Below are 20,669 nucleotides of genomic sequence, written 5' to 3'. Positions count from 1 at the left end.
CGCAGCGCGCGGCCTCAGTCGTCCAGGACCGACAGATCCTGCTCCGCCGCGGGCACCTCGACCGTGCCCCCGTCGTCCGGCAGCGTCTGCACGGTGAACATGCCGACGCCGCCTTCCGCGATCGTCAGCGTGCGGGCGGCGTGCACCGGGCCGCCCGACTCCGTCTCCACGGTCAGGGCGTAGCCGCCCTTGAGGCCGGCCGGAGTCTCGGGCGTGACCTCGATGGTCGTGCCGCCCTTGACCGTGTACGTCTTGACGGTCGCCTCACCGCTCTCACTGCCCGCCGACGCCGTGACCTTGACCTTGGCCGTTTCGCCCGGGGCGGTCAGGGAAAGGACCGAGCCCTTCGCCCGGTTGTCGGCGACGCTCGCCCGTTCGCCCACGGCGCCGGTCGCCGGGATGAACGCGACCTCCTGCTTGGCGCCGGTACCGCGCACCACACGCAGCGCGGCGACCACCGGCGTCGCGCTGCCGTCGACGGGCGACAGCCGGAGCGAGCCGGGCTCCCCCCGGGTGACGTCCTTGAGGTCGACGCTCGCGGTCATCTGCGACTTGATGTGCAGGGTGGCGTTCCCCGCCGGTGAGAACGTCGCGTTCTTGCCCAGGAGCTGGACCTTCACATCGGCGTCGTCCTCCCCGGGCGCGTACGCCACCAGACGTACGGAGGTGGCGTCGGCCGGGATCCCGGGCAGGATCTGGGTACCCGCCGGGTCCGCGGAGGCGGCCAGCCAGTCACTGCCCACCCCGTCCTCGGCGGCACTCACGACCGCGCCGACGCGTCCCGACCGGGTGGTGACGTGGACGGTCACGTTCTCGGCGGCCTCGCTGGTCAGGGTCGAGATCAGCATCGGGACGCTCGACCTCGCCGGAACCGTGATGCCCTCCCCCACATCGGAATCAAGGGGGCCCTCGGCGCCGTACAGCTCGATGTCGGCGACGGCGGCGGTGTCGTCGGGGTTGGTCAGGTGGACGTAGTCCTGACGGTCCTCGCCGGTGCTCGCGCCCGGGAACCAGAAGTCCGTGTCGGGGCCGGTGCAGCTGACACCGAGCAGGCCACGGGCGCTGCCGGCGGCGGCCGTGGTGGTCTGCTGGGCGGTCCAGCCGGGGGCGAACTCTCCGGTGGCGGTGCCGACGAGCGCGGGGGCGTCGGACGCGGAGGTGTCGGCCGTGGCCGGCCTGCCGAGGTCCTTCAGGGAGACGACGGGCTTGTCGCCCGCCTTCTTCTCCTTGTCCTCGTCCTTGTCCTTCTCGTCCTTCGCCTTGTCCGCCGGCTCCTCCCCGTCCGTCGGAAGGGGCTCGGCCGGCTTCAGTTCGGCGGCACCGGCCTCCCCGCCGCTCTCCCCCGACGGGGTGAAGGACGTGTACGTCGTCTCCGCGACGTCGGACATGCTCGGCGCCGGGCAGAGCAGGCTGGAGCGCTCGACGGGAAGCCGGGCCGCGGCCTTCGGCTCCGCCACGCTCTCGTCACCGGGCGCGGTGACCGCGGCGAAACCGGTCACGGCGGCGAGGGCGACGACGCCCGCGATGAGGGACAGGGGGGTGGACTTCACTCGGACTCGCCTCGCGATGCGTTGCCGTTGCCGTTGCCGTTCGGCCACGGTTCCTGGCCGAACGGGGTGGTGTTCTCGTCAGGCCCGTCGTACGGGGCGGCTTCGCCCGCCCCCGCGGCGTAGGGCTGCTGCTGGGCGTAGCCGTACGGGTCGTAGGCACCCTGCTGCTGGTACGGGTCCTGCTGGTAGGGACCGGCCTGGTAGTACTGGCCGGCGTCCTGCCCGCCCTGGTACTGGCCGTAGTCGGCGCCCTGGTACTGCTGCGCGTCCCACTCCCCGTAGTTCTGCTGCGGAACCGCCGCGTAGGTGCCGGTGCCGTCCTGGTCACCCGGGACCGCCGCGTACGCACCCGTGCCGTCCTGGCCCGGGACCGCCGCGTACGGATCGGCGCTCTGCTGCGCCGGGATGTACTCCGCCGGTGCCTGCTCCGGAACGACGGGAGCCGCCTCGCCGTATCCGGTCGCCGTGCCGTCCTCCGCGTACGCCGCCCCTGCGACGGCTTCGTCGCCCGCCGTCACCGCTTCCGCCTGGGCCGCCGCGCGCAGCCTGCGTGCCCGGCGTCCCTCCCCGGCGACCGGCTCGGCCGCGACGGCCTCGGTCTCCTCGGGCAGGTCGTCGTCGATCTCCCGGCGCCGGCCCGGCAGGGCCAGCACCACCAGGACGACGCCGAGCGCCACCTGCGCCCAGACCCAGACGGTGTGCGTGACGGGTGCGTCGTACGTCAGGTCCAGCGTGCCGCCCTCGGTGGGCAGCTCGAAGCCCTGTGCCCAGCCGTCCACGGTCTTCGGGGTCAGGGCCCGGCCGTCGAGGGTGGCCTGCCAGCCCGGGGCGGCCGCGTCGGCGAGGCGCAGTACCCGGCCGGCGCCGCCCTCGGGGATCTCGGTGTGCGCCTCGACGGCCAGCGACCCGACGGGGACGGGCCCGGCCCCGTCGTCACCGGCGGGGACGATCGCGAGCCGGGATACCTGGCGGTCGACCCGCCACAGGGCGCTGCCGTCCAGCTGGCTGAGCCGGCTCAGACCCGGGGTCGAGTCCAGCACCCGGCTCATCTGCCGCGGCGCTCCGTCCCGTACGAGGACGTAGCGGATCGCGAAGCCGCTGAGCTGGCTGCCCTGGTCGGCGCCGGAGCCCGCGACCAGGTTGGCGACGACCTTGTCGAGGTGGGTGTTGCTGCCGCCCGCCTCGGTGAGCTCGGCGTCGCCCAGCCGGGCGCCCGAGCCGCGGACCAGGCTGTAGGAGACGGCGGACGGTGACGTGCCGCCGAGCACCAGGGTGCGCGCCTGGTCGCGGGTACTGCTCTCCTCCGCGACGAAGGCGGGCACCTGCACGGGGTCGCGGCGCTCCACCGGACCGTCCGCGCCGCCGATCATCCAGCCGGCCGCGGCCAGGGCCGGGGCGAGCCCGGCGGCCAGGGCGATCAGCGCGGCGACCGGCTGACGCCAGCCGAAGCTCAGTGCGGCGACCCGTACCCGGGCGCCGTCCGCGCCGAGCAGGGCGGCGGCGAGCAGCGCGATGCCGTAGACGAGGGTGGCGGGTCCCGCCCAGGTGGATCCGTTGGAGATCCCCGCGAAGACCAGGGAGACGAGCACGACGACCCAGGCGGTACGGATCGCGAACTGCCGCTCCCCGCGCAGCAGGGCGGCCAGCGCCGCCAGCACGATGCCGAGCAGCAGGACACCGCCTGCGGCCTTGGGGCCGCCGGGGCTGATGCCGAGCAGGTCGAGGGCGGACGCCGTGCCCGTACCGATGTCGAGCCCGGCCTCCTTCAGGAAGCCGGACGGACCGGCCAGCAGGGAGAGCGACCAGGGCGCGAGGATCAGGATCGGGGTGCCGACCGTGGCCAGGAAGCGCAGCCCGTACGCGGCGATGTCGCCCCGGCGCAGCACGAGCACGCCGATGCCGAGGACCACCGCGAGCGGCCAGACGATCGGCGTGAACGCCGTCGTGAGGGTGAGCAGCAGGGTGTACGCCCAGGTGGCGCGCCAGCTGCCGCGTGCGCCGGAGCCGTCTCCCCGCAGCCCGTGCGCGGCGACGGCCGCGCGGGCGATCAGCGGGAGCAGGACGGCCAGGACGGCTGTGCCGAGACGCCCGGTGGCCAGCGCACCGGTGGCGGCGGGCAGGAAGGCGTAGGCGACGCTCGCCCAGGCCCTCAGGAGCCGGGACTCGAGCAGCGGCCGGGAGGCGAAGTACGCGGTGAGTCCGGCGAGCGGGACCGAGCAGACGAGCAGGAGGGTGAGCGCGAAGCCCGTGGAGCCGAGGAACAGCACCGACAGGGCGGCGATCACACCGAGGTAGGGCGGCGCGGACTGGGTCCCGCCGGTACCGACCGGGTGCCAGCCGTCCGCGTAGCGCCCCCAGAGGTCGGAGACGTCGGAGGGGGCGGGCAGCAGTGCGCCGCCCGCGAGGGCGCCGCCGCCGAGGAGGGACCGGCAGGCCACCAGGGAGACGACGAGGAGGAGCGCGAAGAGCACGGGGCCCGGCTTGCGGCCGACCTTCTTGAGCCGGGCGAACTGTTCGATCTCCAGGAAGTCGGCGTCGTCACCGCCGGGCCCGGACTCGACAACTCCGTGCCGTGAGCCGCCGGTGTCGGAGTCGGTGCGGTTGCCGAAGTTGCCCGCGACCTGTTCGACAGTGGCGCGGACCGTGGCGCCGGGCGGCGGGAAGAGCGACCTCAGCTCCGCCGCGTCCACCGTTCCTCTGCCGCGCGCGCGGCGTGCGGCGATGATCCGCCCGGGGCGCAGCAGGGTGCCGAAGAGCCCGGCGACCTCGTCGAGTGCCTGCCCGGGCACCTTGCCGACGAGGTAGGCGAGGGTGCGCAGCAGGGTGCCGACGACGAGGCGGAGCAGGGACCACGGCAGCTGTTTGCCGCGGGCGTTGACGAGCATCGTGTAGACGGCGCCCGCCTTGTCGACGCGGTGCGGGCTGGCGACGGAACGTCCGGCACAGTCGATGGGGCGGCGTTCCCTGGCGGAGGCCTCGGCGTGCCGCAGGACGGCGTCGGGGGCGACGAGCACCCGGTGCCCGGCCATGTGCGCGCGCCAGCAGAGGTCGACGTCGTCACGCATCAGCGGGAGCCTGCGGTCGAAGCCGCCGAGCTCCTCCCAGACGTCGCGGCGCACCAGCATGCCCGCGGAGGAGACGGAGAGCACCGTACGGACCTGGTCGTGCTGACCCTGGTCCTGTTCCCGGCGGTCGAGTCCGGTCCAGCGGCGTCCGCTGTTGGCGATGGAGACGCCGACCTCGAGAAGCTGCTTGCGGTCGTACCAGCCGCGCAGCTTGGGTCCGACGATCGCGGCGTGCTTGTCGTTGTCGACGACGCGCAGCATCTCGGCGAGCGCGTCCGGCTCGGGGGCGCTGTCGTCGTGCAGCAGCCAGAGCCACTGGACGGGTTCGCCGTGCGGAAGCTCCGGCAGGTCGTACGCGTCGTCGCGCCAGCTCCGGGTGACCGGGTCCCAGCCGCTGGGCCGCTTCAGGTACGGCAGGTCGTCGGGGGTGAGGACACCCGCCGTGCGGGTCGCCTCGTCGACGGCGGTGCCGAAGCTCGTACGCCGTGCGAGGTGGAGGACGCGCTCACCGCCGAGCGCCTCGGTGACCAGGCGGGCGGAGTCGTCGGCGCTGCCGGTGTCGGCGGCGACGACGTTCTGTACGGGGCGCTCCTGCCCGAGCAGTCCGCCGAGCACGTGGGGCAGCCATCGTGCGCCGTCGTGCGAGACGAGCACGGCGGTGACGACGTGCCGGGGGAACTCTGGGGCGGCGGCGGCCTCGTTCGGCGCCGCCGAGTGGCTGTGCACGGACATCGGGGTACGGGCCCTCCGGCCGGGTCCGGAGGGGGTCCCCCCGGGGGCTGCATCGGTGTACACGCGCGCCCCGGCGGGGCGTTGGCGCGTCTCTCGGACGGGGCCCCACACTAACGGTACGGATGTCCGCCCCGCGCCGAGCGGTTGACCGGCGGGAACCGGAGACAGCCGGAGATGGCCGGACATGGCCTGACATGCCGACGGCCTGGGGGCAGCACCCTGTACAGAGGGTGCGGCCCCCAGGCCATCGCGGTCCGGGAGTCCGGGGCGTCCGGGGCGCCCGGGTACGCGGCGTCAGACGGCCGCCTTCTTCAGGCGTCGCCGCTCACGCTCGGACAGGCCGCCCCAGATCCCGAACCGTTCGTCGTTGTTGAGGGCGTACTCAAGGCATTCGGAACGGACTTCACAGGCGAGACAGACCTTCTTGGCCTCGCGGGTGGAGCCGCCCTTTTCAGGAAAGAAGGACTCGGGGTCGGTCTGGGCGCACAGCGCGCGCTCCTGCCAGCCGAGCTCTTCGTCCGCGTCCTCGACCAGCAGTTGCTGGAACAGCTCGGTCATGTGCGCCCCTCGTCTGTCTCTTGCGTCCCGTGATGCGGCCGTTATCGATGCGACCGAACGACACGAGTGAAATTACAAGTGTGTAGCTCTGGGCCAGTCAAGCGAAGATCTGCTATTGGCCTCGGTATTCACTCTGCGGAACCAAGCGTATGCAGTAAGTGTTCAAATCACCAAAAACCTGACATATGCCATCGGCGTCATCCACTGCCACTTCCCACCGAGTGAGACGAGCGAGGCCGCACCGATGTTTCGATTTGATCACTGGAGCGACCAAGATCACAGTAGGGTCACGGGTTCTCAAGCGCGTTTACGGACACGGTTGATGCGCCACCTTGCCGACCTGATGGCTGCTAAAACCTTTCTCCACACCCGACAACCGGATGGAGTGAAACATTGCCGCCAAATCGGTCATTGGGTTGACAGAGGGCGGATCCAGCAGGTCTCCTTGACTTCATGCCAGCGACCGCAGCCACGTACACGACCCACACCCGTGGGTTCCGTACCGCTGTCCAGGCCCGCTGTTGCTGTTCCAGCTGTCACAGCTGTTGAAGCCCTGGCGCTCCAGCTCTGATCCAGCTTCGTCCCACCGCTTTCCGGCCTCCGCGACACCCCCCGCACGCGCATCCACATGCCGAGGAATCACCGCACCCATGAACAGCGACAGCGACCTCTCGATCGCCGGCGACATCCTTGAAGTCCAGCACCTTCTCCAGCCGGCCAGCCCCCATCCCTCCACCGTGGCCGGGTTCGTCGGACTCGCCCGCTCCATCGCCGCCGACCGCGCCCGGTGGGCCCCACTCGTCCGGTACGACACCACGACCCGCTGGTACCACCGGCTGCAAGCCGGGCCCGGCTACGAGGTATGGCTGCTCAGCTGGGTCCCCGGCCAGGGCAGCGGCCGCCACGACCACGGCCTCTCCTCCGGCGTACTCACGGTCCTGGACGGCGAGTTGACCGAGCACACGGCGCGCGGGGGGCAGGCCCTGAACGCGGGCGCACAACGCGTCCTCGCCCCGGGATACGTCCACGAGGTCGTCAACGACTCCCTCGAACCCGCCGTCAGCCTGCACGTCTACTTCCCGGGCCTGACGGACATGCCGATGCACGCTGCGCAGTGCGCCCCGGCAGCCGAGGACGTCGTACGGGCCTGACAGTCCCGCCCGTCGCCCACCACCACCCCCACAAGGATCAGGCTTCGCCTGACAGTCCCACCCGTCGCCCACCACCACCCCCACAAGGATCAGGCTTCGCCTGACAGACTGTTGTGCATGCGCATTGTGGTTCTGGCCGGCGGTATCGGTGGTGCTCGTTTCCTGCGTGGCCTCAAACAGGCCGCGCCCGACGCGGACATCACGGTGATCGGCAACACCGGCGACGACATCCATCTGTTCGGGCTGAAGGTCTGCCCCGACCTCGACACCGTGATGTACACCCTCGGCGGTGGCATCAACGAGGACCAGGGCTGGGGGCGTACCGACGAGAGCTTCCAGGTCAAGGAGGAGCTCGCGGCGTACGGCGTGGGGCCCGAGTGGTTCGGCCTCGGCGACCGCGACTTCGCGACCCACATCGTCCGTACGCAGATGCTCGGCGCGGGCTATCCGCTGAGCGCGGTCACCGAGGCGCTCTGCGCGCGGTGGAACCCCGGGGTCCGGCTGATCCCGATGTCCGACGACCGCGTCGAGACGCATGTCGCGGTGGACGTCGACGGCGAGAGCAAGGCCATCCACTTCCAGGAGTACTGGGTGAAGATGCGCGCCTCCGTGCCCGCGCAGGCGGTCGTGCCCGTGGGAGCGGAGCAGGCCAAGCCCGCGCCGGGCGTCCTGGAAGCCATCGCCGGGTCCGACGTCATCGTCTTCCCGCCGTCCAACCCCGTCGTGTCGGTGGGCACCATCCTCGCCGTGCCCGGTATCCGGGAGGCGATCGCCGAGGCCGGGGTCCCCGTCGTCGGGCTCTCCCCCATCGTCGGTGACGCGCCCGTGCGCGGCATGGCCGACAAGGTGCTGGCCGCGGTGGGCGTCGAGTCCACCGCCGCAGCCGTCGCCCGTCACTACGGTTCGGGACTGCTCGACGGCTGGCTCGTCGACAGCGTGGACGCCGGAGTGGTCGACGAGGTCGAGTCGGCGGGAATCCGCTGCCGCGCCGTCCCGCTGATGATGACCGACACGGACGCCACCGCCGAGATGGCCCGGCAGGCCCTGGCGCTGGCCGAGGAGGTACGGGCATGAGCGGCGGGCCGGCCGACGGGACACCCTCGTACCGGGTGTGGGCCCTGCCCGGGATCCCCGAGGTGCGGGAGGGCGACGACCTCGCGAAGCTCATCGCCGGCACGGAACCGGGCCTGGTGGAAGGTGACGTCGTGCTGGTCACCTCGAAGATCGTCTCCAAGGCGGAGGGCCGGATCGTCGAGGCCACGGACCGGGAGGCGGCGATCGACGCCGAGACCGTCCGGGTGGTCGCCCGGCGCGGGACGCTCAGGATCGTGGAGAACCGGCAGGGGCTCGTCATGGCCGCCGCCGGGGTCGACGCCTCGAACACCCCGGCCGGGACGGTGCTGCTGCTGCCCGAGGACCCGGACGCGTCGGCCCGGCTGATCCGGGACGGGCTGCGGGACTCGCTCGGGGTCGACGTCGGCGTCGTCGTCACGGACACCTTCGGACGCCCCTGGCGCAGCGGCCTGACGGACGTGGCGATCGGAGCGGCGGGGGTCAGGGTCCTCGACGATCTCCGGGGCGGCACCGACGGACACGGCAACCCGCTGAGCGCGACCGTCGTCGCCACGGCCGACGAACTGGCTTCGGCCGGTGACCTGGTGAAGGGCAAGACGTCCGGGCTGCCCGTCGCGGTGGTACGCGGACTTCCGCACGTGGTGGCCGGCCCCGGCGCGTCCGACGAGGGCGCCCGGGCGATGGTGCGGGTCGCGGCCGACGACATGTTCCGGCTGGGTACGTCCGAGGCGGTGCGGGAAGCGCTGAACCTCCGGCGCACCGTGCGGGAGTTCGCGGACGAACCCGTCGACCCCGGGGCCGTACGGCGTGCGGTGGCGGCGGCGGTCACGGCTCCGGCGCCCCACCACACGACACCGTGGCGGTTCGTCCTGCTGGAGTCGGCGGATGCGCGGACCCGGCTGCTCGACGCCATGCGCGACGCGTGGATCGCGGATCTGCGGCGGGACGGGCGCGGCGAGGAGTCGATCGCCAGGCGCGTGCGGCGGGGCGACGTCCTGCGCAACGCGCCGTATCTGGCGGTGCCGTGTCTCGTGATGGACGGCTCGCACACCTACGGGGACGAGCGCCGGGACGCCGCGGAGCGCGAGATGTTCGTGGTCGCCGCCGGTGCGGGCGTACAGAACTTCCTGGTGGCGCTCGCGGGTGAGCGGCTCGGCTCGGCGTGGGTGTCCTCGACGATGTTCTGCCGGTCCGTGGTGCGTGAGGTGCTGGACCTGCCGGAATCCTGGGACCCGCTGGGCGCGGTGGCCGTCGGACGGCCGCTGGGGACACCGTCGGAGCGGGCCGCCCGGGACCCCGAGGCGTTCATCGCGGTGCGCTGAGGACCGGTCACAGCCGGGCGATGTCGCGCGGCGTCATCCGGGGGGCCCGGCGGGCCGGGGTGTGACCCGAGAGCATGATCAGGCGGGTCGCCCGGTGCCGCTGGCCGTCGTACGGGGCGAGGAGCGCCAGCATCTCCTCGTCGTCGGCGTTCCTGTTGCCCGCGAGCGCGTGGCCCACGATGCCCGGCAGGTGGAGGTCGCCGACCGTCACCGCGTCCGCAGCGCCGTTCGAGCGTTGCAGGGTCTCCGCGGCGGTCCAGGGTCCGATGCCCGGGATCAGCTGCAGCCGGGCCATCGCCTCGGGGAGCTCCATCGCGGCCGCCTCCTCCATGCGCCGGGCCACCCGGACCGCGCGCAGGATCGTCGCGGAGCGCTTCGCGTCCACGCCTGCGCGGTGCCACTCCCAGGACGGGATCAACGACCAGGTCCTGGCGTCCGGCATGACGTACAGGCCGTGCGTGCCGAACGCCTGGTCGGTGGGGCCGGGGGCGGGGGTGCCGTGGGTGCGGACCAGCAGCCGCCAGGCGCGGTAGGCCTCGTCGGTGGTGACCTTCTGTTCCAGGACCGAGGGGATCAGGGACTCCATGACCAGCCCGGTGCGCAGCAGACGCAGACCCGGCCGGCTGCGCTGGGTCAGGGCGACCAGCCGGTGGCGCGGGCGGAAGGCGTCCGGGGTGTCGTCCGCGCCGAGCAGCGCCGGGAGCCCGTCCAGGAGCCACTGGGCTCCCGGCCCCCAGGCCGCCGCGTGGATCACGCCGTCGCGGGACGCCGAGACGCGCAGGGTGCCGGGGCCGGCCGGGGTGCGGGTGGCACGCCAGAAGGTTCCGTCGGGCAGTGCCCGGTAGGCGGGGTCCGCCGGGCCGCGCCGCAGAGGGCTCAGGACCAGCCTCAGGTCGAGCGGCCCCGGCGGTGTCCAGCTCCGGGTCCGCGGCGGGGCGCACTCCTCCGCCGCCGGCTCCTGCCGGGGCACGGTGGTGCGGGGTACGAAGCGTCCTGCCACGGGTGAGTCCTCGGTCGTCGGGGGGTGCCTATCGAGGGTAAGGCCGACGAGGACCGTTCACTGATCGGACGAGAAGCGGACCGAGCCGGCCGGGAGGACCGCGCCGCACCAGATACGGATTCCGTCGCGCAGTTCGTTGTCGGCGCCGACCTGGGCGCCGTCGCCGATCACCGCGCCCGTGAGGACCGAACGGCTGCCGATCCGGGCGCCGGCTCCGACCAGCGAGTCGGTGACCACCGCGCCCGGTTCCACGACGGCGCCGTCCAGCACGGTGGAGCCCGAGATCCTGGCTCCCTCGCCGATCAGCGCGCCCTCGCCGATGACCGTACCGCCGGTGAGCTTGGCGTCGGCGGCCACGGAGGCGGTGGGCAGGACGAGCCGGTCGCCGCGACGGCCGGGAACCGCGGGGGACGGGGCGCGGCCGAGAACCAGGTCGGCCGAGCCGCGTACGAACGCCTGCGGGGTGCCGAGGTCCAGCCAGTACGTGGAGTCCACCATGCCCTGGAGGTGGGCGCCGGCGGCCAGCAGGCCGGGGAAGGTCTCGCGCTCCACGGAGACCGGCCGGCCGGCCGGGACGGTGTCGATGACCGACCTGCGGAAGACGTACGCGCCCGCGTTGATCTGGTCGGTGACTATCTCCTCGGGTGTCTGCGGCTTCTCCAGGAAGGCCGTCACCCTGCCCGTGCCGTCCGTCGGTACGAGACCGAAGGCGCGCGGGTCCTCCACCCTGGTGAGGTGCAGGGAGACGTCCGCCCCGGAGGTGGCGTGCGCGGCGACCAGGGCCCGGATGTCGAGGCCGGTGAGGATGTCCCCGTTGAACACGATGACGGGTTCGTCCGGGCCTGCGGCCAGCCGCGACGCCACGTTCCTGAGGGCTCCGCCGGTACCGAGGGGTTCGTCCTCGGTGACGTACTCGATGGAGAGGCCGAGCGACGAACCGTCACCGAAATACGGTTCGAACACCTCCGCGAGGTAGGACGTCGCGAGCACGATGTGCTCCACCCCGGCTGCTCTGGCCCGCGCCAGCTGGTGCGTGAGGAACGGCACCCCCGCCGCGGGGACCATCGGCTTCGGGGTGTGCACCGTGAGCGGACGCAGCCGAGTGCCCTTGCCACCGACCAGGAGAATCGCTTCTTTTGCCTCTGTCACAGCACCGTCTCTGCTTCCTGCTGGGGCCGGGCCTCGTTCGGCTGGCCAGTGTATGCAGACCGTTCGAAGCCCTCCCGGTCAGCGGCCCTGCAGCTTCGCCGAACTGGTCCGGGCAGTGCCGAGCTTCTTGTAGAGACGAATTCCGGGGCATTCGGTTGCGAACCCGTCGCGGTGCCCGGAGATGACGTTGAGTTTGGCCTTCGCGCCCTTCTTGTACTTGCCGCTGCCCCCGGAGACGAGCGTGACCTTGCCCTTGGGGTTGCGGCCGAACAGGCCGAGCTTCCATGCGGTGAGTTTGGCGATCGCGGTGACCGCGGCGGCGGGCGGGTTCTTCGAGCTGTAGGTCCCGAGTACGGCGATGCCCATGCTGTTCGTGTTGAAACCGAGGGTGTGGGCCCCGAGGACCGCCTTCGACACGCCACCGGCGCGTCCCTCGTAGATCTTCCCGCACTTGTCGACGGCGAAGTTGTAGCCGAAGTCCCGCCAGCCGCTGCTCTTGACGTGGTAGCGGTAGATACTGCGCAGGACGGAGGGCGCCTGGGCGCAGGTGTAGTTGTTGCCGGTGGCGCTGTGATGGACGAACGCGGCCTTGACGGTCGAGGTGTAGGCAAAGTTCCGTTCGCGCAGGCTCTCGTCGGCACCCCAGCCCTTGCGGGTGACGATGCCCGGGCGCGGTCCCACGAACGGCTTGGCGCCCGCCGCGACGACCGCCTGCTCCTCCGACTCGGCCTTGCTCAGGGGGGCGATCTCGGAGGCCCCCAGCGGGGCGAGGTCGGCGTTGACGGCGGAGCTCTCGGCCGCCGCCATGCTGAGGCCCGCGGACTCCGGGAGGGCTCCGGACTGGACGGCCGTGACGGGTGTCGCGGTGCCCGCCGACGGTGTGACGGCGGACGGGGTGCCCTGGGTGGGGGTGGCCTCCGCGCGCGACTGCTCCGGGTCATCGCCCGGGTCGACGAGTTCCACCTGGAGGCCCGTGGGGAGGGGTTCGGTGCCGACGGCGCCGCTTCGCGGCCCGGCGCTCTCGGAACGTACGCGTACCTCGACGCCGTCCGAGTCGCCGACCCAGAGGGGAGCGGTGGAGCCGCGCACCGTGCCCGATTCACGCTCGGGGCTGCCCGCGTCGGCGGCGTGGTCGGTGTTGTGGGTCTCGAGGGACTGCCAGGCGGACCACGTGGTGGTGCCGGTCGCGCGGGTGCGGACCTGGACGGTGCCGTGCAGTTCGGCGTCGGCGTCGTCCCAGACCACGCCGACGAGCGAGAAGCGGTGCGAGTTCCGCCGGAGCAGCCCTTGTGCGGCCGTGGGGTCCATGGATTCGGTGGGTTGGCCGGAGGCCCGCGGTGCCGCGTCGGTGAGCGGCCGCAGGGGCAGTGACTGGGTCGAACCCGCGGGTTCGGCCTTGGTGGCCGCGGGCGCCTGTGCGACCGGGGCCTGGACGGGGGCGGCGAGCGCGGGCGCGGCGAGCGGGAGGGTGAGTGCCGTCGCGCAGGTGACGCCGATCGAGGTTGCAAGAAGTGCACGCATACAGGAAATCCTTGACAGAATCCGGCATTTCCGGCTACTGGAGTGCAGCTGCCATCACTTGACGCACCGTCTGCCGAACCGGTGTACGAAGCACCGGTCACGCCCTGTCGGGCCGACGCCGCCGCGTACCCTTGCGCGGATGAACGCCAGTGATCGCACCCCCGCCGACCTGCTGCGATCCGCGCTCGCCGCGGACCCCGCCCGCCCCCTCGTCACCTTCTACGACGACGCAACCGGAGAGCGCGTCGAACTGTCGGTGGCCACCTTCGCCAATTGGGTGGCCAAGACCGCCAATCTGCTCCAGGGCGACCTGGCCGCCGAGCCGGGCGACCGGCTCGCTCTGCTGCTCCCCGCCCACTGGCAGTCGGCCGTCTGGCTGCTCGCCTGCTCGTCCGTGGGCGTCGTCGCCGAGGTGCAGGGCGATCCGGCGTCCGCCGATCTGGTCGTCAGCGGACCGGACACGCTCGACCGGGCCCGCGCCTGCCGCGGCGAGCGGGTCGCGCTGGCCCTTCGGCCGCTGGGCGGCCGGTTCCCGCAGCCTCCCGAGGGGTTCGCGGACTACGCCGTGGAGGTGCCTGGCCAGGGCGACCGCTTCGCACCGTACGCCCCGGTGGACCCGGCGGCCCCCGCCCTGTCCGTCGGCGGCACCGTCCTGACGGCGGACCAGCTGGTCACCCGGGCCCGCGAGGACGCGGCGGAGCTGGGACTCGGCCCGGGGTCCAGGCTGCTGACGGGGCGTACGTACGACACCTGGGAAGGGCTGTCCGCCGGGCTCTTCGCGCCGTTGGCCGCAGGGGCCTCCGTGGTCCTGTGCCGTCACCTGGACCGGCTGGACGGGGACGGGCTGGCCGAGCGCGTCGAGAGCGAGCGGGTCACCGGCACCGCGGTCTGACAGGCGTGCGGTACGACAAGCGCCCTGAGGGCCACCCGTCCGGCCCATGACGGGCCGAGCCCCCGGGACTGAGCACGGACGGCGGTACATGATCGGGCGGTACGAAGCACCGCCGGGAACGCCGCCTGACATGCACAACCAAGCGTGAGGTTCAGCCGTCTACTCCTGCGACCGGCGGCCCCTGGTGCCGCCGAACGTGAAGGATGGACGCAGACGTGAGCGACAGCCCCGGTACCCCGGCCGAACCGGACCGCCCGGACGACCCGGCCGGGGGCGGGCCGGAGGACGGGGCGCGGGACACCTCCGCGGCCGCCGGGACCTGGGACCGGCGGCCCGAGCGGGGACCGGCGGCCCCCAGGCGCCGATGGATCCGCTGGACCGCTCTCGGCGCCTCGTTCCTCGTACTGGTCGCCGCCGGGGCCGGCTGGTGGCTGTACAAGAAGCTCGACGGCAACATCACGACCGACACGAGCGCCGCCGCCGAGCTCAAGGCGTACGAGAAGGAGCGCCCGCTGCCGATCGCGCGGGACGCCCAGAACATCCTGCTCATCGGCTCCGACACCCGATCCGGCGACAACAGCGCGTACGGACGGGACGACGGCGGCAGCCAGCGCTCGGACACCACGATCCTGCTGCACCTCGCGGCCGACCGTGAGAGCGCGACGGCGGTGTCGCTCCCGCGCGACCTGATGGCCGAGATCCCCAGCTGCCACACGGCTGACGGCAAGGCCACGAGGGAGCAGTTCGCCCAGTTCAACTCGGCCTTCGAGCTGGGCGGCACTGCCTGCACGATCCGTACGGTCGAGAAGATGACGGGCGTTCGCGTCGACCACCACATGGTCATCGACTTCAACGGCTTCAAGGACATGGTCGACGCCGTGGACGGTGTCGAGGTCTGCCTCAAGGAGCCGGTCGACGACGCCGACGCCCATCTCGAGCTCCCGGCGGGCCGCCAGGAACTCGACGGCGAAGAAGCCCTGGGATACGTACGGGCCCGCAAGTCGATCGGCAACGGCAGCGACACCGAGCGCATGGACCGCCAGCAGAAGTTCCTGGGGGCCCTCGTCAACAAGATGCAGAGCAACGGGGTGCTGCTGAACCCGACGCGGCTCTACCCGGTGCTCGACGCGGCGACCAAGTCGCTCACCACGGACCCGGGCCTCGACTCCCTGAGGGATCTCTACGACCTGGTGCGCGGGATGCGGAACGTACCGACGGAGAAGGTGCAGTTCCTGACCGTGCCCAGGAAGGCCTACCACGCCAACCCGAACCGGGACGAGCTCGTGCAGCCGGACGCGGACCGGCTGTTCACGCGGCTGCGCGAGGACGAACCCGTCGCGGTGGTCCCCGCCGGCGAAATCAATTCCAAGGATTCACAGGCGGATCACAGCTCCGACAAGGACGGGTCCGGCCAAAAATCCGCCGATTCGGACGCGAGCCCGACCCCCGCACCCACCTATTCGGGGTCGAATGCGGCAGACGACCCGTGCGGCTCGTAAAGCAATTCCCAAGTCATGAGCGGCAATCAGAGAGGAATAGGCGGAATGCCCGGTTATAAAGGGCATGGAATGTGTCACGCGCGCACCCTGTGGCCGATTCCGCCGGATAGTGTGACGCGATCCGGCGCTGTCGGCCATCAGGCCGCGCACGGCTGGAGCGGACGACCGAGCGCCCTGCCGGGGGAGGCGTCCCGCGTGGCACCGACGGAGGATTCAGGCAACCGTGGACGGGCACAGCCGTGGGCGGGCGGACGAAAACGACCCCGCCGACCAGTGGGTGCTCGACCCACGGACCGGCCATGAAGAATTGCGGCTGAACCGCTCCGGAACAGAGTCGCCCGGCCTTCCCGTACACCGGAACGGTCCGGCCGCAGGGGTGAATCCGCGGCCCCCCGCGCCACGGTTTCCGCCCGGCGGACCCATCGCACCGGAACAGGAAGCAGCCGACGCCGAAGGTCTTCAGGCGACGGTGCTGACCCTGGGAGCGGACTTCGAGGGCGCGGGGGTGCCCGTCACCGGTCCGGCGAAGGCGCCGGACGGCAAGCAGAGGACAAGCGCCGGCACGGCGGAACGCGCGAAGTGACGACGGGTCGTCGCGCCACAGCGGAATTCTGAGGAACAAGGGGGTCTTGGTGGGACGAAGCAGCATGCGCGGGGAGGGGACACGGCCGCGAGGCAGGCACGACGGGCCGCCGGGCGACGGCGGAGGTGACGCGTCCGGCGGACCGGCGGCGCGAAGCGGTCACGGCAGGCAGGGCCGGTCGGCGCCGCCGGAGGGCGGACATGAGCCGGCGGGCCCCAACCGCCCCGTACGGCGGGCCGCCAAGGGCGGTAAGCGACGGGTACTGCGCTGGGTGGCGTCCGTGCTCGCGCTGTTGATACTCGGCACCGGCGGCGCCGGTTACGTGTATTACAAGCACCTCAACGGCAACATCAGGAAAGAGGATCTGACCCTCGGCGACAAGCAGATGGCCGACCACAAGGCCAACGCCGCCGGGCAGACACCTCTGAACATCCTGCTCATCGGATCCGACGCCCGGGACAGCGCGGCCAACCAGAAGCTGGGCGGCGCGAAGGAGACCTTCGGCGGTACACCGCTCGCCGACGTGCAGATGCTGCTCCACCTCTCCGCGGACCGCAGCAACATCTCGGTCATCAGCATGCCGCGCGACACCATGCTGAAGATGCCCAAGTGCACCGACCCCGACTCCGACAAGGTCTTCCCGGCCGGCACGGTCGACGTCCAGACCAACGAGAGCCTGGGCCGCGGCGGCCCCGGGTGCACGGTGGCCGCCTGGTACGAGCTCACCGGCATCACCATCGACCACTTCATGATGATCGACTTCGCGGGTGTGGTCTCCATGGCCGACGCGGTCGGCGGCGTCCCCGTCTGTGTCGACGCCAACATCTACTCGCACACCAGCGACGGCAAGGGGTCGGGGCTGAAGCTAGAGAAGGGCACCACCTCCGTCAAGGGCAAGCAGGCCCTCCAGTGGCTGCGCACGCGGTACGGCTTCGAGGACAACACGGACCTCGGCCGGACCAAGGCCCAGCACCAGTACCTGAACTCGATGGTCCGCGAGCTGCGCAAGGGCACCAAGCTCAGCGACCCCGGAAAGCTGATGGACCTCGCCGAGGCGGCCACCAGCGCGCTGACGGTCGACAAGGGCCTCGACACCGTCAAGAAGCTGTACGACCTGGCCGAGGAGCTCAAGAAGGCCCCGACCGACCGCATCACCATGACGACCATGCCGAACGTCTACGGCACGGGACAGTTCAGGGGCCGGGTGTACCCCAAGGCCGACGAGGCCGAGCAGGTGTTCCGGATGATCCGCGAGGACATCCCGCTGGACGGCAAGGCGTCGAAGCGTAAGACGCCCGTCGTCAAGGACCAGGCCGCCCCCGACGCCGAGATCGCGGTCAGCGTGCGCAACGCGACCTTCACGGACACTCTCGGCCAGGCCCAGGGCCGTGCGAGCACGGTCAAGGATCTGCTCACGGAGGCGGGCTTCGCCAAGGCGACGGTCGACTCCCAGTACGTCGAGGCGGTCGCCAGGACCGGGGTCCTGTATCCGAGCGCGGACATGGAGGGCGACGCGCAGGCGGTCGCCAAGGCGCTCGGGATCCCGGTGTCCCAGGTGAAGAGGTCGACCGAGGTCTCGGGCATCGTCCTGACCGTGGGAGCCGACTGGCGCGAGGACGAGGCGTACCCCGCGAAGGCCGCCGAGGAGAAGACGCCGGACTCGGCGAACCCCCTCAACGGCGCGGACGAGCAGGCGTGCATGGAGGTCAACCCGAGTTTCACCTGGTGACGTCCTGCGCGAAGAGGGGCCTTCGAATCCGCCGGCGGATTCGAAGGCCCCTCTTCGCGCTTCCTGCTTCCTGTCTTCTTGCTTCCCGCAGATACGGCGATCAGACCGTCTGCTCCCGCACGGCCGGGCGGCGGCTGGCGATGACCTTCTTCGCCAGTGAGCGGGGACTGGTCAGGAAGCCGAACCCCCAGGACATGTGCATGGTGGCCAGCGCCACCGGGATCTGCGCCCGCGCCTTCAGCGACAGCCCCTTGCCGGCGGGCAGCGACCCGGCGACGATGGCCGCGGCGTACCCGGCCGGCACGACGAACGCCCACGGGGTGACCGCGGCGCCGACCACGATGCCCGCGGCTATCGCGCAGACGGCGGTCGGCGGGGCCAGGTAGCGCAGGTTGATCGAACCGGAGTGGTAGCGGGCCACGACGTGGCGCCAGCGGCCGTACTCCCGGTACTGCTTGGAAAGGGCGCGGACGCTGGGCCGCGGGCGGTACTGCACCTTCAGCTCCGGCGAGAACCAGATCAGGCCGCCCGCCTCGCGGATCCGGAAGTTCAGCTCCCAGTCCTGGGCGCGGATGAACTCCACGTTGTAACCGTCGGCACGCTCCAGCGCCTCGCGGCGGAAGACCCCCAGATACACGGTCTCGGCCGGACCCGCCTTCCCGCCGGTGTGGAAGGCCGCGTTGCCGACGCCGATCTTCGAGGTCATCGCGGCGGCGACGGCGTCCTCCCAGGCGTTCTCGCCCTCGGCGTGCATGATGCCGCCGACGTTCTGCGCGCCGGTCTCCTCCAGGAGCCGGACAGCGGTCGCGATGTAGTTCGGCGAGAGCATGCCGTGGCCGTCGACCCGTACCACGATCGGGTGATGTGACGCCTTGATCGCGGCATTGAGCGCGGCCGGGGTGCGGCCGGTCGGGTTGGGGACGGTCTGGACCCGGGAATCCTCCCGGACCAGCTCGGCAGCGATCTCGTTCGTACGGTCGTTTGATGGACCGAGGGCGATCACCACCTCCATCTCACCGGCGTACTCCTGCTCCAGGATGTGCCGGACCGAGTTCCTGAGATGGCGTTCCTCGTTGAGCACCGGCATGATCACGGAGACGGCGGGGTACTGCGCGGCAGACATGTGGTCCTCGGGGGGTCCTCGGGGGTGCCAGGGTTCCGGGGGATTCCGCACCCCAGGAGGCGGCGTGACTCGGCCGCCACGTTACCGCGAACGGGGGACAGCGACGCGCGCCGCCGGGGCTCCTCCCGGTCCGCAGATCGTATGGGCCTACCGTGCGAAAGTCCCACTCGCACCGCGGAGGTGTCCCTCGTGCCCACGCCGCACCGATCGCCCCGTCCACCGCACCCCCGGACCGCTCCCCCGCAGCGCAGGCCGTCACGGCAGCCGGAAGCCGGCGGTCGCGCCGCGCAACGGAACCGGGCGGGCGGGCGGAAACCGCCCCCTCGATGGGGCATGCGGGCCGTCACCGGGCTGTCCGTGCTGGTGCTCGGCGCCGGCGGAATCGGCCATGCCGTGGTGAGCGGTCTGGAGGCGGGGATCGACCGGGTCGACCCGTTCAGGGACATGAAGAACCGCCCTCAGGGCGGCCACGGCATGAATTTCCTGCTCGTCGGCACCGACGGCCGCGACAAGATCAGCGCGGCGGAGAAGAAGAAGTACAAGCTGGGCGGAGCGCCCTGCCACTGCACCGACACCCTCATGCTCGTCCATGTCTCCGCCGACAAGCAGCGGGCCAGCGTCGTCAGCCTGCCGCGCGACAGCTACGCCGAGCTGCCGGCCCACACCGACGGCACCACCGGCAAGAAACACGCTCCCCACCCGGTGAAGCTGAACGCCGCCTATGCGGAGGGCGGGCCGCACCTGACGGTACGGACGGTCGAGGAGATGACGGGGGTGAAGATCGACCACTACCTGGAGATCGACTTCACCAGCTTCATGAAGACGGTCGACACCCTCGGCGGGGTGGAGATCTGCACCGCCAAGCCGCTCAAGGACTCCTACACCGGTCTGGACCTCACCGCAGGCACCCACGAGCTCGACGGCGGCCAGGCCCTCCGGTATGTACGCTCCCGGCATCTCGACGGTGCGGCCGATGTGGGCCGGATGCAGCGCCAGCAGAAGTTCATGGCCGCGCTGATCAAGCAGACGACCAGCAGCGGCGTGCTGATGAACCCGATGAAGTTCCAGCAGGTCGCCTCGTCGATGCTCGAATCGGTCCGCGCCGACAAGGGGTTCGGTACGGACCAGATGCTGGAGCTCGGCAAGGCCATGCGCGGCTTCACCCCGGCCTCGTCCGAATTCGCCTCCGTGCCCATCGAGGAGGAGGGCTACCAGGTCAAGGGCATCGGCTCCACGGTGAAGTGGGACGCCGAGAAGTCGAAGAAGATGTTCCGGGCCCTGCGCGAGGACCAGCCGCTCGCCCCGCACCTCCCGAAGCAGCCCAAGGCGACACCCGTCGGCGTGGCCCCGGAACAGATCCGGGTGCAGGTCTACAACGGGACGCCGAAGGACGGGCTCGGCCAGAAGGTCGACGCGGCACTGCGCGGCACCGGATTCGACACCACCCGCTCCCCGCTGAGCGGCGGACCGCAGAATCTGCAGCGGACCCTGGTCACCTACGACCCGCGCTGGGACCGGTCGGCGAAGTCCCTGGCCACCGCGCTGCCCGGATGCGAGCTCAGGGCGGTGAAGGGGCAGGGAGCGACGATGAAGGTCACAGCGGGCTCGGACTTCACCAAGGTGCAGCGAGTGAAGGCCGAGGACGCGCAGCGGGGCGAATTCGGCACGGTGACGGGCGACCAGGTGGTCTGCCCGTGATGCTGCCCCGGGGAGGTCCGGCC

Annotated in this window: 14 protein-coding genes and 1 pseudogene; 8 read left to right on the top strand and 7 right to left on the bottom strand. The window is 71.6% G+C overall.

What is annotated here, in order from left to right:
* Positions 1–14: 14 nt before the first annotated feature.
* From ACFYQ5_RS24375 to ACFYQ5_RS24365, 3 genes are all read right to left on the bottom strand, one after another.
* Positions 15–1,550, bottom strand: a complete 1,536-nt coding sequence (locus ACFYQ5_RS24375) for a DUF5719 family protein (RefSeq protein WP_389200348.1) — start codon at positions 1,548–1,550, stop codon at positions 15–17.
* Entirely contained in the window at positions 1,547–5,347 is a 3,801-nt protein-coding gene (locus ACFYQ5_RS24370) for a glycosyltransferase (RefSeq protein WP_389200346.1), read from the bottom strand. Before ACFYQ5_RS24370 ends, ACFYQ5_RS24375 begins: the two co-directional genes overlap by 4 nt.
* Before the next feature lie 294 nt (positions 5,348–5,641).
* On the bottom strand, positions 5,642–5,905 hold the full coding sequence (locus tag ACFYQ5_RS24365) for a WhiB family transcriptional regulator (RefSeq protein WP_018846780.1): 264 nt from the start codon (positions 5,903–5,905) through the stop codon (positions 5,642–5,644).
* Between the two features lie 650 nt (positions 5,906–6,555).
* Here ACFYQ5_RS24365 and ACFYQ5_RS24360 point away from each other — a divergent pair.
* The 3 genes from ACFYQ5_RS24360 (at position 6,556) to ACFYQ5_RS24350 (ending at position 9,452) form a co-directional block, all read left to right on the top strand.
* Positions 6,556–7,056 (top strand): cysteine dioxygenase, encoded by a 501-nt coding sequence (locus ACFYQ5_RS24360; protein WP_389200344.1) that lies wholly within the window; start codon positions 6,556–6,558, stop codon positions 7,054–7,056.
* A 117-nt stretch (positions 7,057–7,173) separates the two neighbouring features.
* The gene (gene cofD, locus ACFYQ5_RS24355; protein ID WP_389200342.1) at positions 7,174–8,130 is read left to right on the top strand and encodes a 2-phospho-L-lactate transferase; all 957 of its coding nucleotides are present in this window, start codon (positions 7,174–7,176) and stop codon (positions 8,128–8,130) included.
* Positions 8,127–9,452 carry a coenzyme F420-0:L-glutamate ligase gene (locus ACFYQ5_RS24350; RefSeq protein ID WP_389200341.1) on the top strand — a complete coding sequence of 442 codons (1,326 nt, stop codon included), beginning with the start codon at positions 8,127–8,129 and terminating at the stop codon, positions 9,450–9,452. Before cofD ends, ACFYQ5_RS24350 begins: the two co-directional genes overlap by 4 nt.
* Positions 9,453–9,459: 7 nt before the next feature.
* Here ACFYQ5_RS24350 and ACFYQ5_RS24345 read toward each other — a convergent pair whose 3' ends face one another.
* The 3 genes from ACFYQ5_RS24345 to ACFYQ5_RS24335 form a co-directional block, all read right to left on the bottom strand.
* Positions 9,460–10,452: a DNA-3-methyladenine glycosylase family protein gene (locus ACFYQ5_RS24345; RefSeq protein ID WP_389200339.1), complete on the bottom strand. Its 993-nt coding sequence runs from the start codon at positions 10,450–10,452 to the stop codon at positions 9,460–9,462.
* A gap of 57 nt (positions 10,453–10,509) precedes the next feature.
* Positions 10,510–11,601, bottom strand: a complete 1,092-nt coding sequence (locus tag ACFYQ5_RS24340) for a sugar phosphate nucleotidyltransferase (RefSeq protein ID WP_389200338.1) — start codon at positions 11,599–11,601, stop codon at positions 10,510–10,512.
* 78 nt (positions 11,602–11,679) lie between these two features.
* Entirely contained in the window at positions 11,680–13,122 is a 1,443-nt protein-coding gene (locus tag ACFYQ5_RS24335) for an N-acetylmuramoyl-L-alanine amidase (protein ID WP_389200336.1), read from the bottom strand.
* A gap of 139 nt (positions 13,123–13,261) precedes the next feature.
* On the opposite strand from ACFYQ5_RS24335, the gene ACFYQ5_RS24330 reads away from it, so the two are divergent.
* The 4 genes and pseudogenes from ACFYQ5_RS24330 to ACFYQ5_RS24315 all read left to right on the top strand — a co-directional run bounded on the left by ACFYQ5_RS24330 (position 13,262) and on the right by ACFYQ5_RS24315 (position 17,825).
* Positions 13,262–14,014 (top strand): TIGR03089 family protein, encoded by a 753-nt coding sequence (locus ACFYQ5_RS24330; RefSeq protein ID WP_389200335.1) that lies wholly within the window; start codon positions 13,262–13,264, stop codon positions 14,012–14,014.
* 203 nt (positions 14,015–14,217) lie between these two features.
* Entirely contained in the window at positions 14,218–15,513 is a 1,296-nt protein-coding gene (locus ACFYQ5_RS24325) for an LCP family protein (protein ID WP_389200333.1), read from the top strand.
* Positions 15,514–15,937: 424 nt separating this feature from the next.
* Positions 15,938–16,096: pseudogene (locus tag ACFYQ5_RS24320) on the top strand (LytR family transcriptional regulator); the annotation flags it as partial.
* A 49-nt stretch (positions 16,097–16,145) separates the two neighbouring features.
* Entirely contained in the window at positions 16,146–17,825 is a 1,680-nt protein-coding gene (locus ACFYQ5_RS24315; protein WP_389200331.1) for an LCP family protein, read from the top strand.
* Positions 17,826–17,925: 100 nt separating this feature from the next.
* Here ACFYQ5_RS24315 and ACFYQ5_RS24310 read toward each other — a convergent pair whose 3' ends face one another.
* The gene (locus ACFYQ5_RS24310; RefSeq protein ID WP_389200329.1) at positions 17,926–18,948 is read right to left on the bottom strand and encodes a glycosyltransferase family 2 protein; all 1,023 of its coding nucleotides are present in this window, start codon (positions 18,946–18,948) and stop codon (positions 17,926–17,928) included.
* Positions 18,949–19,281: 333 nt separating this feature from the next.
* Here ACFYQ5_RS24310 and ACFYQ5_RS24305 point away from each other — a divergent pair, with 333 nt between their 5' ends.
* Positions 19,282–20,646, top strand: a complete 1,365-nt coding sequence (locus tag ACFYQ5_RS24305) for an LCP family protein (RefSeq protein WP_389200328.1) — start codon at positions 19,282–19,284, stop codon at positions 20,644–20,646.
* The last annotated feature ends 23 nt before the right edge of the window (positions 20,647–20,669 follow it).

This window comes from Streptomyces sp. NPDC005794, assembly GCF_042871445.1.
Classification (GTDB): Bacteria; Actinomycetota; Actinomycetes; order Streptomycetales; family Streptomycetaceae; genus Streptomyces.
The sequence above is the reverse complement of the archived record's forward strand: the minus strand, read 5'-3'. Positions and strand labels throughout refer to the sequence as shown.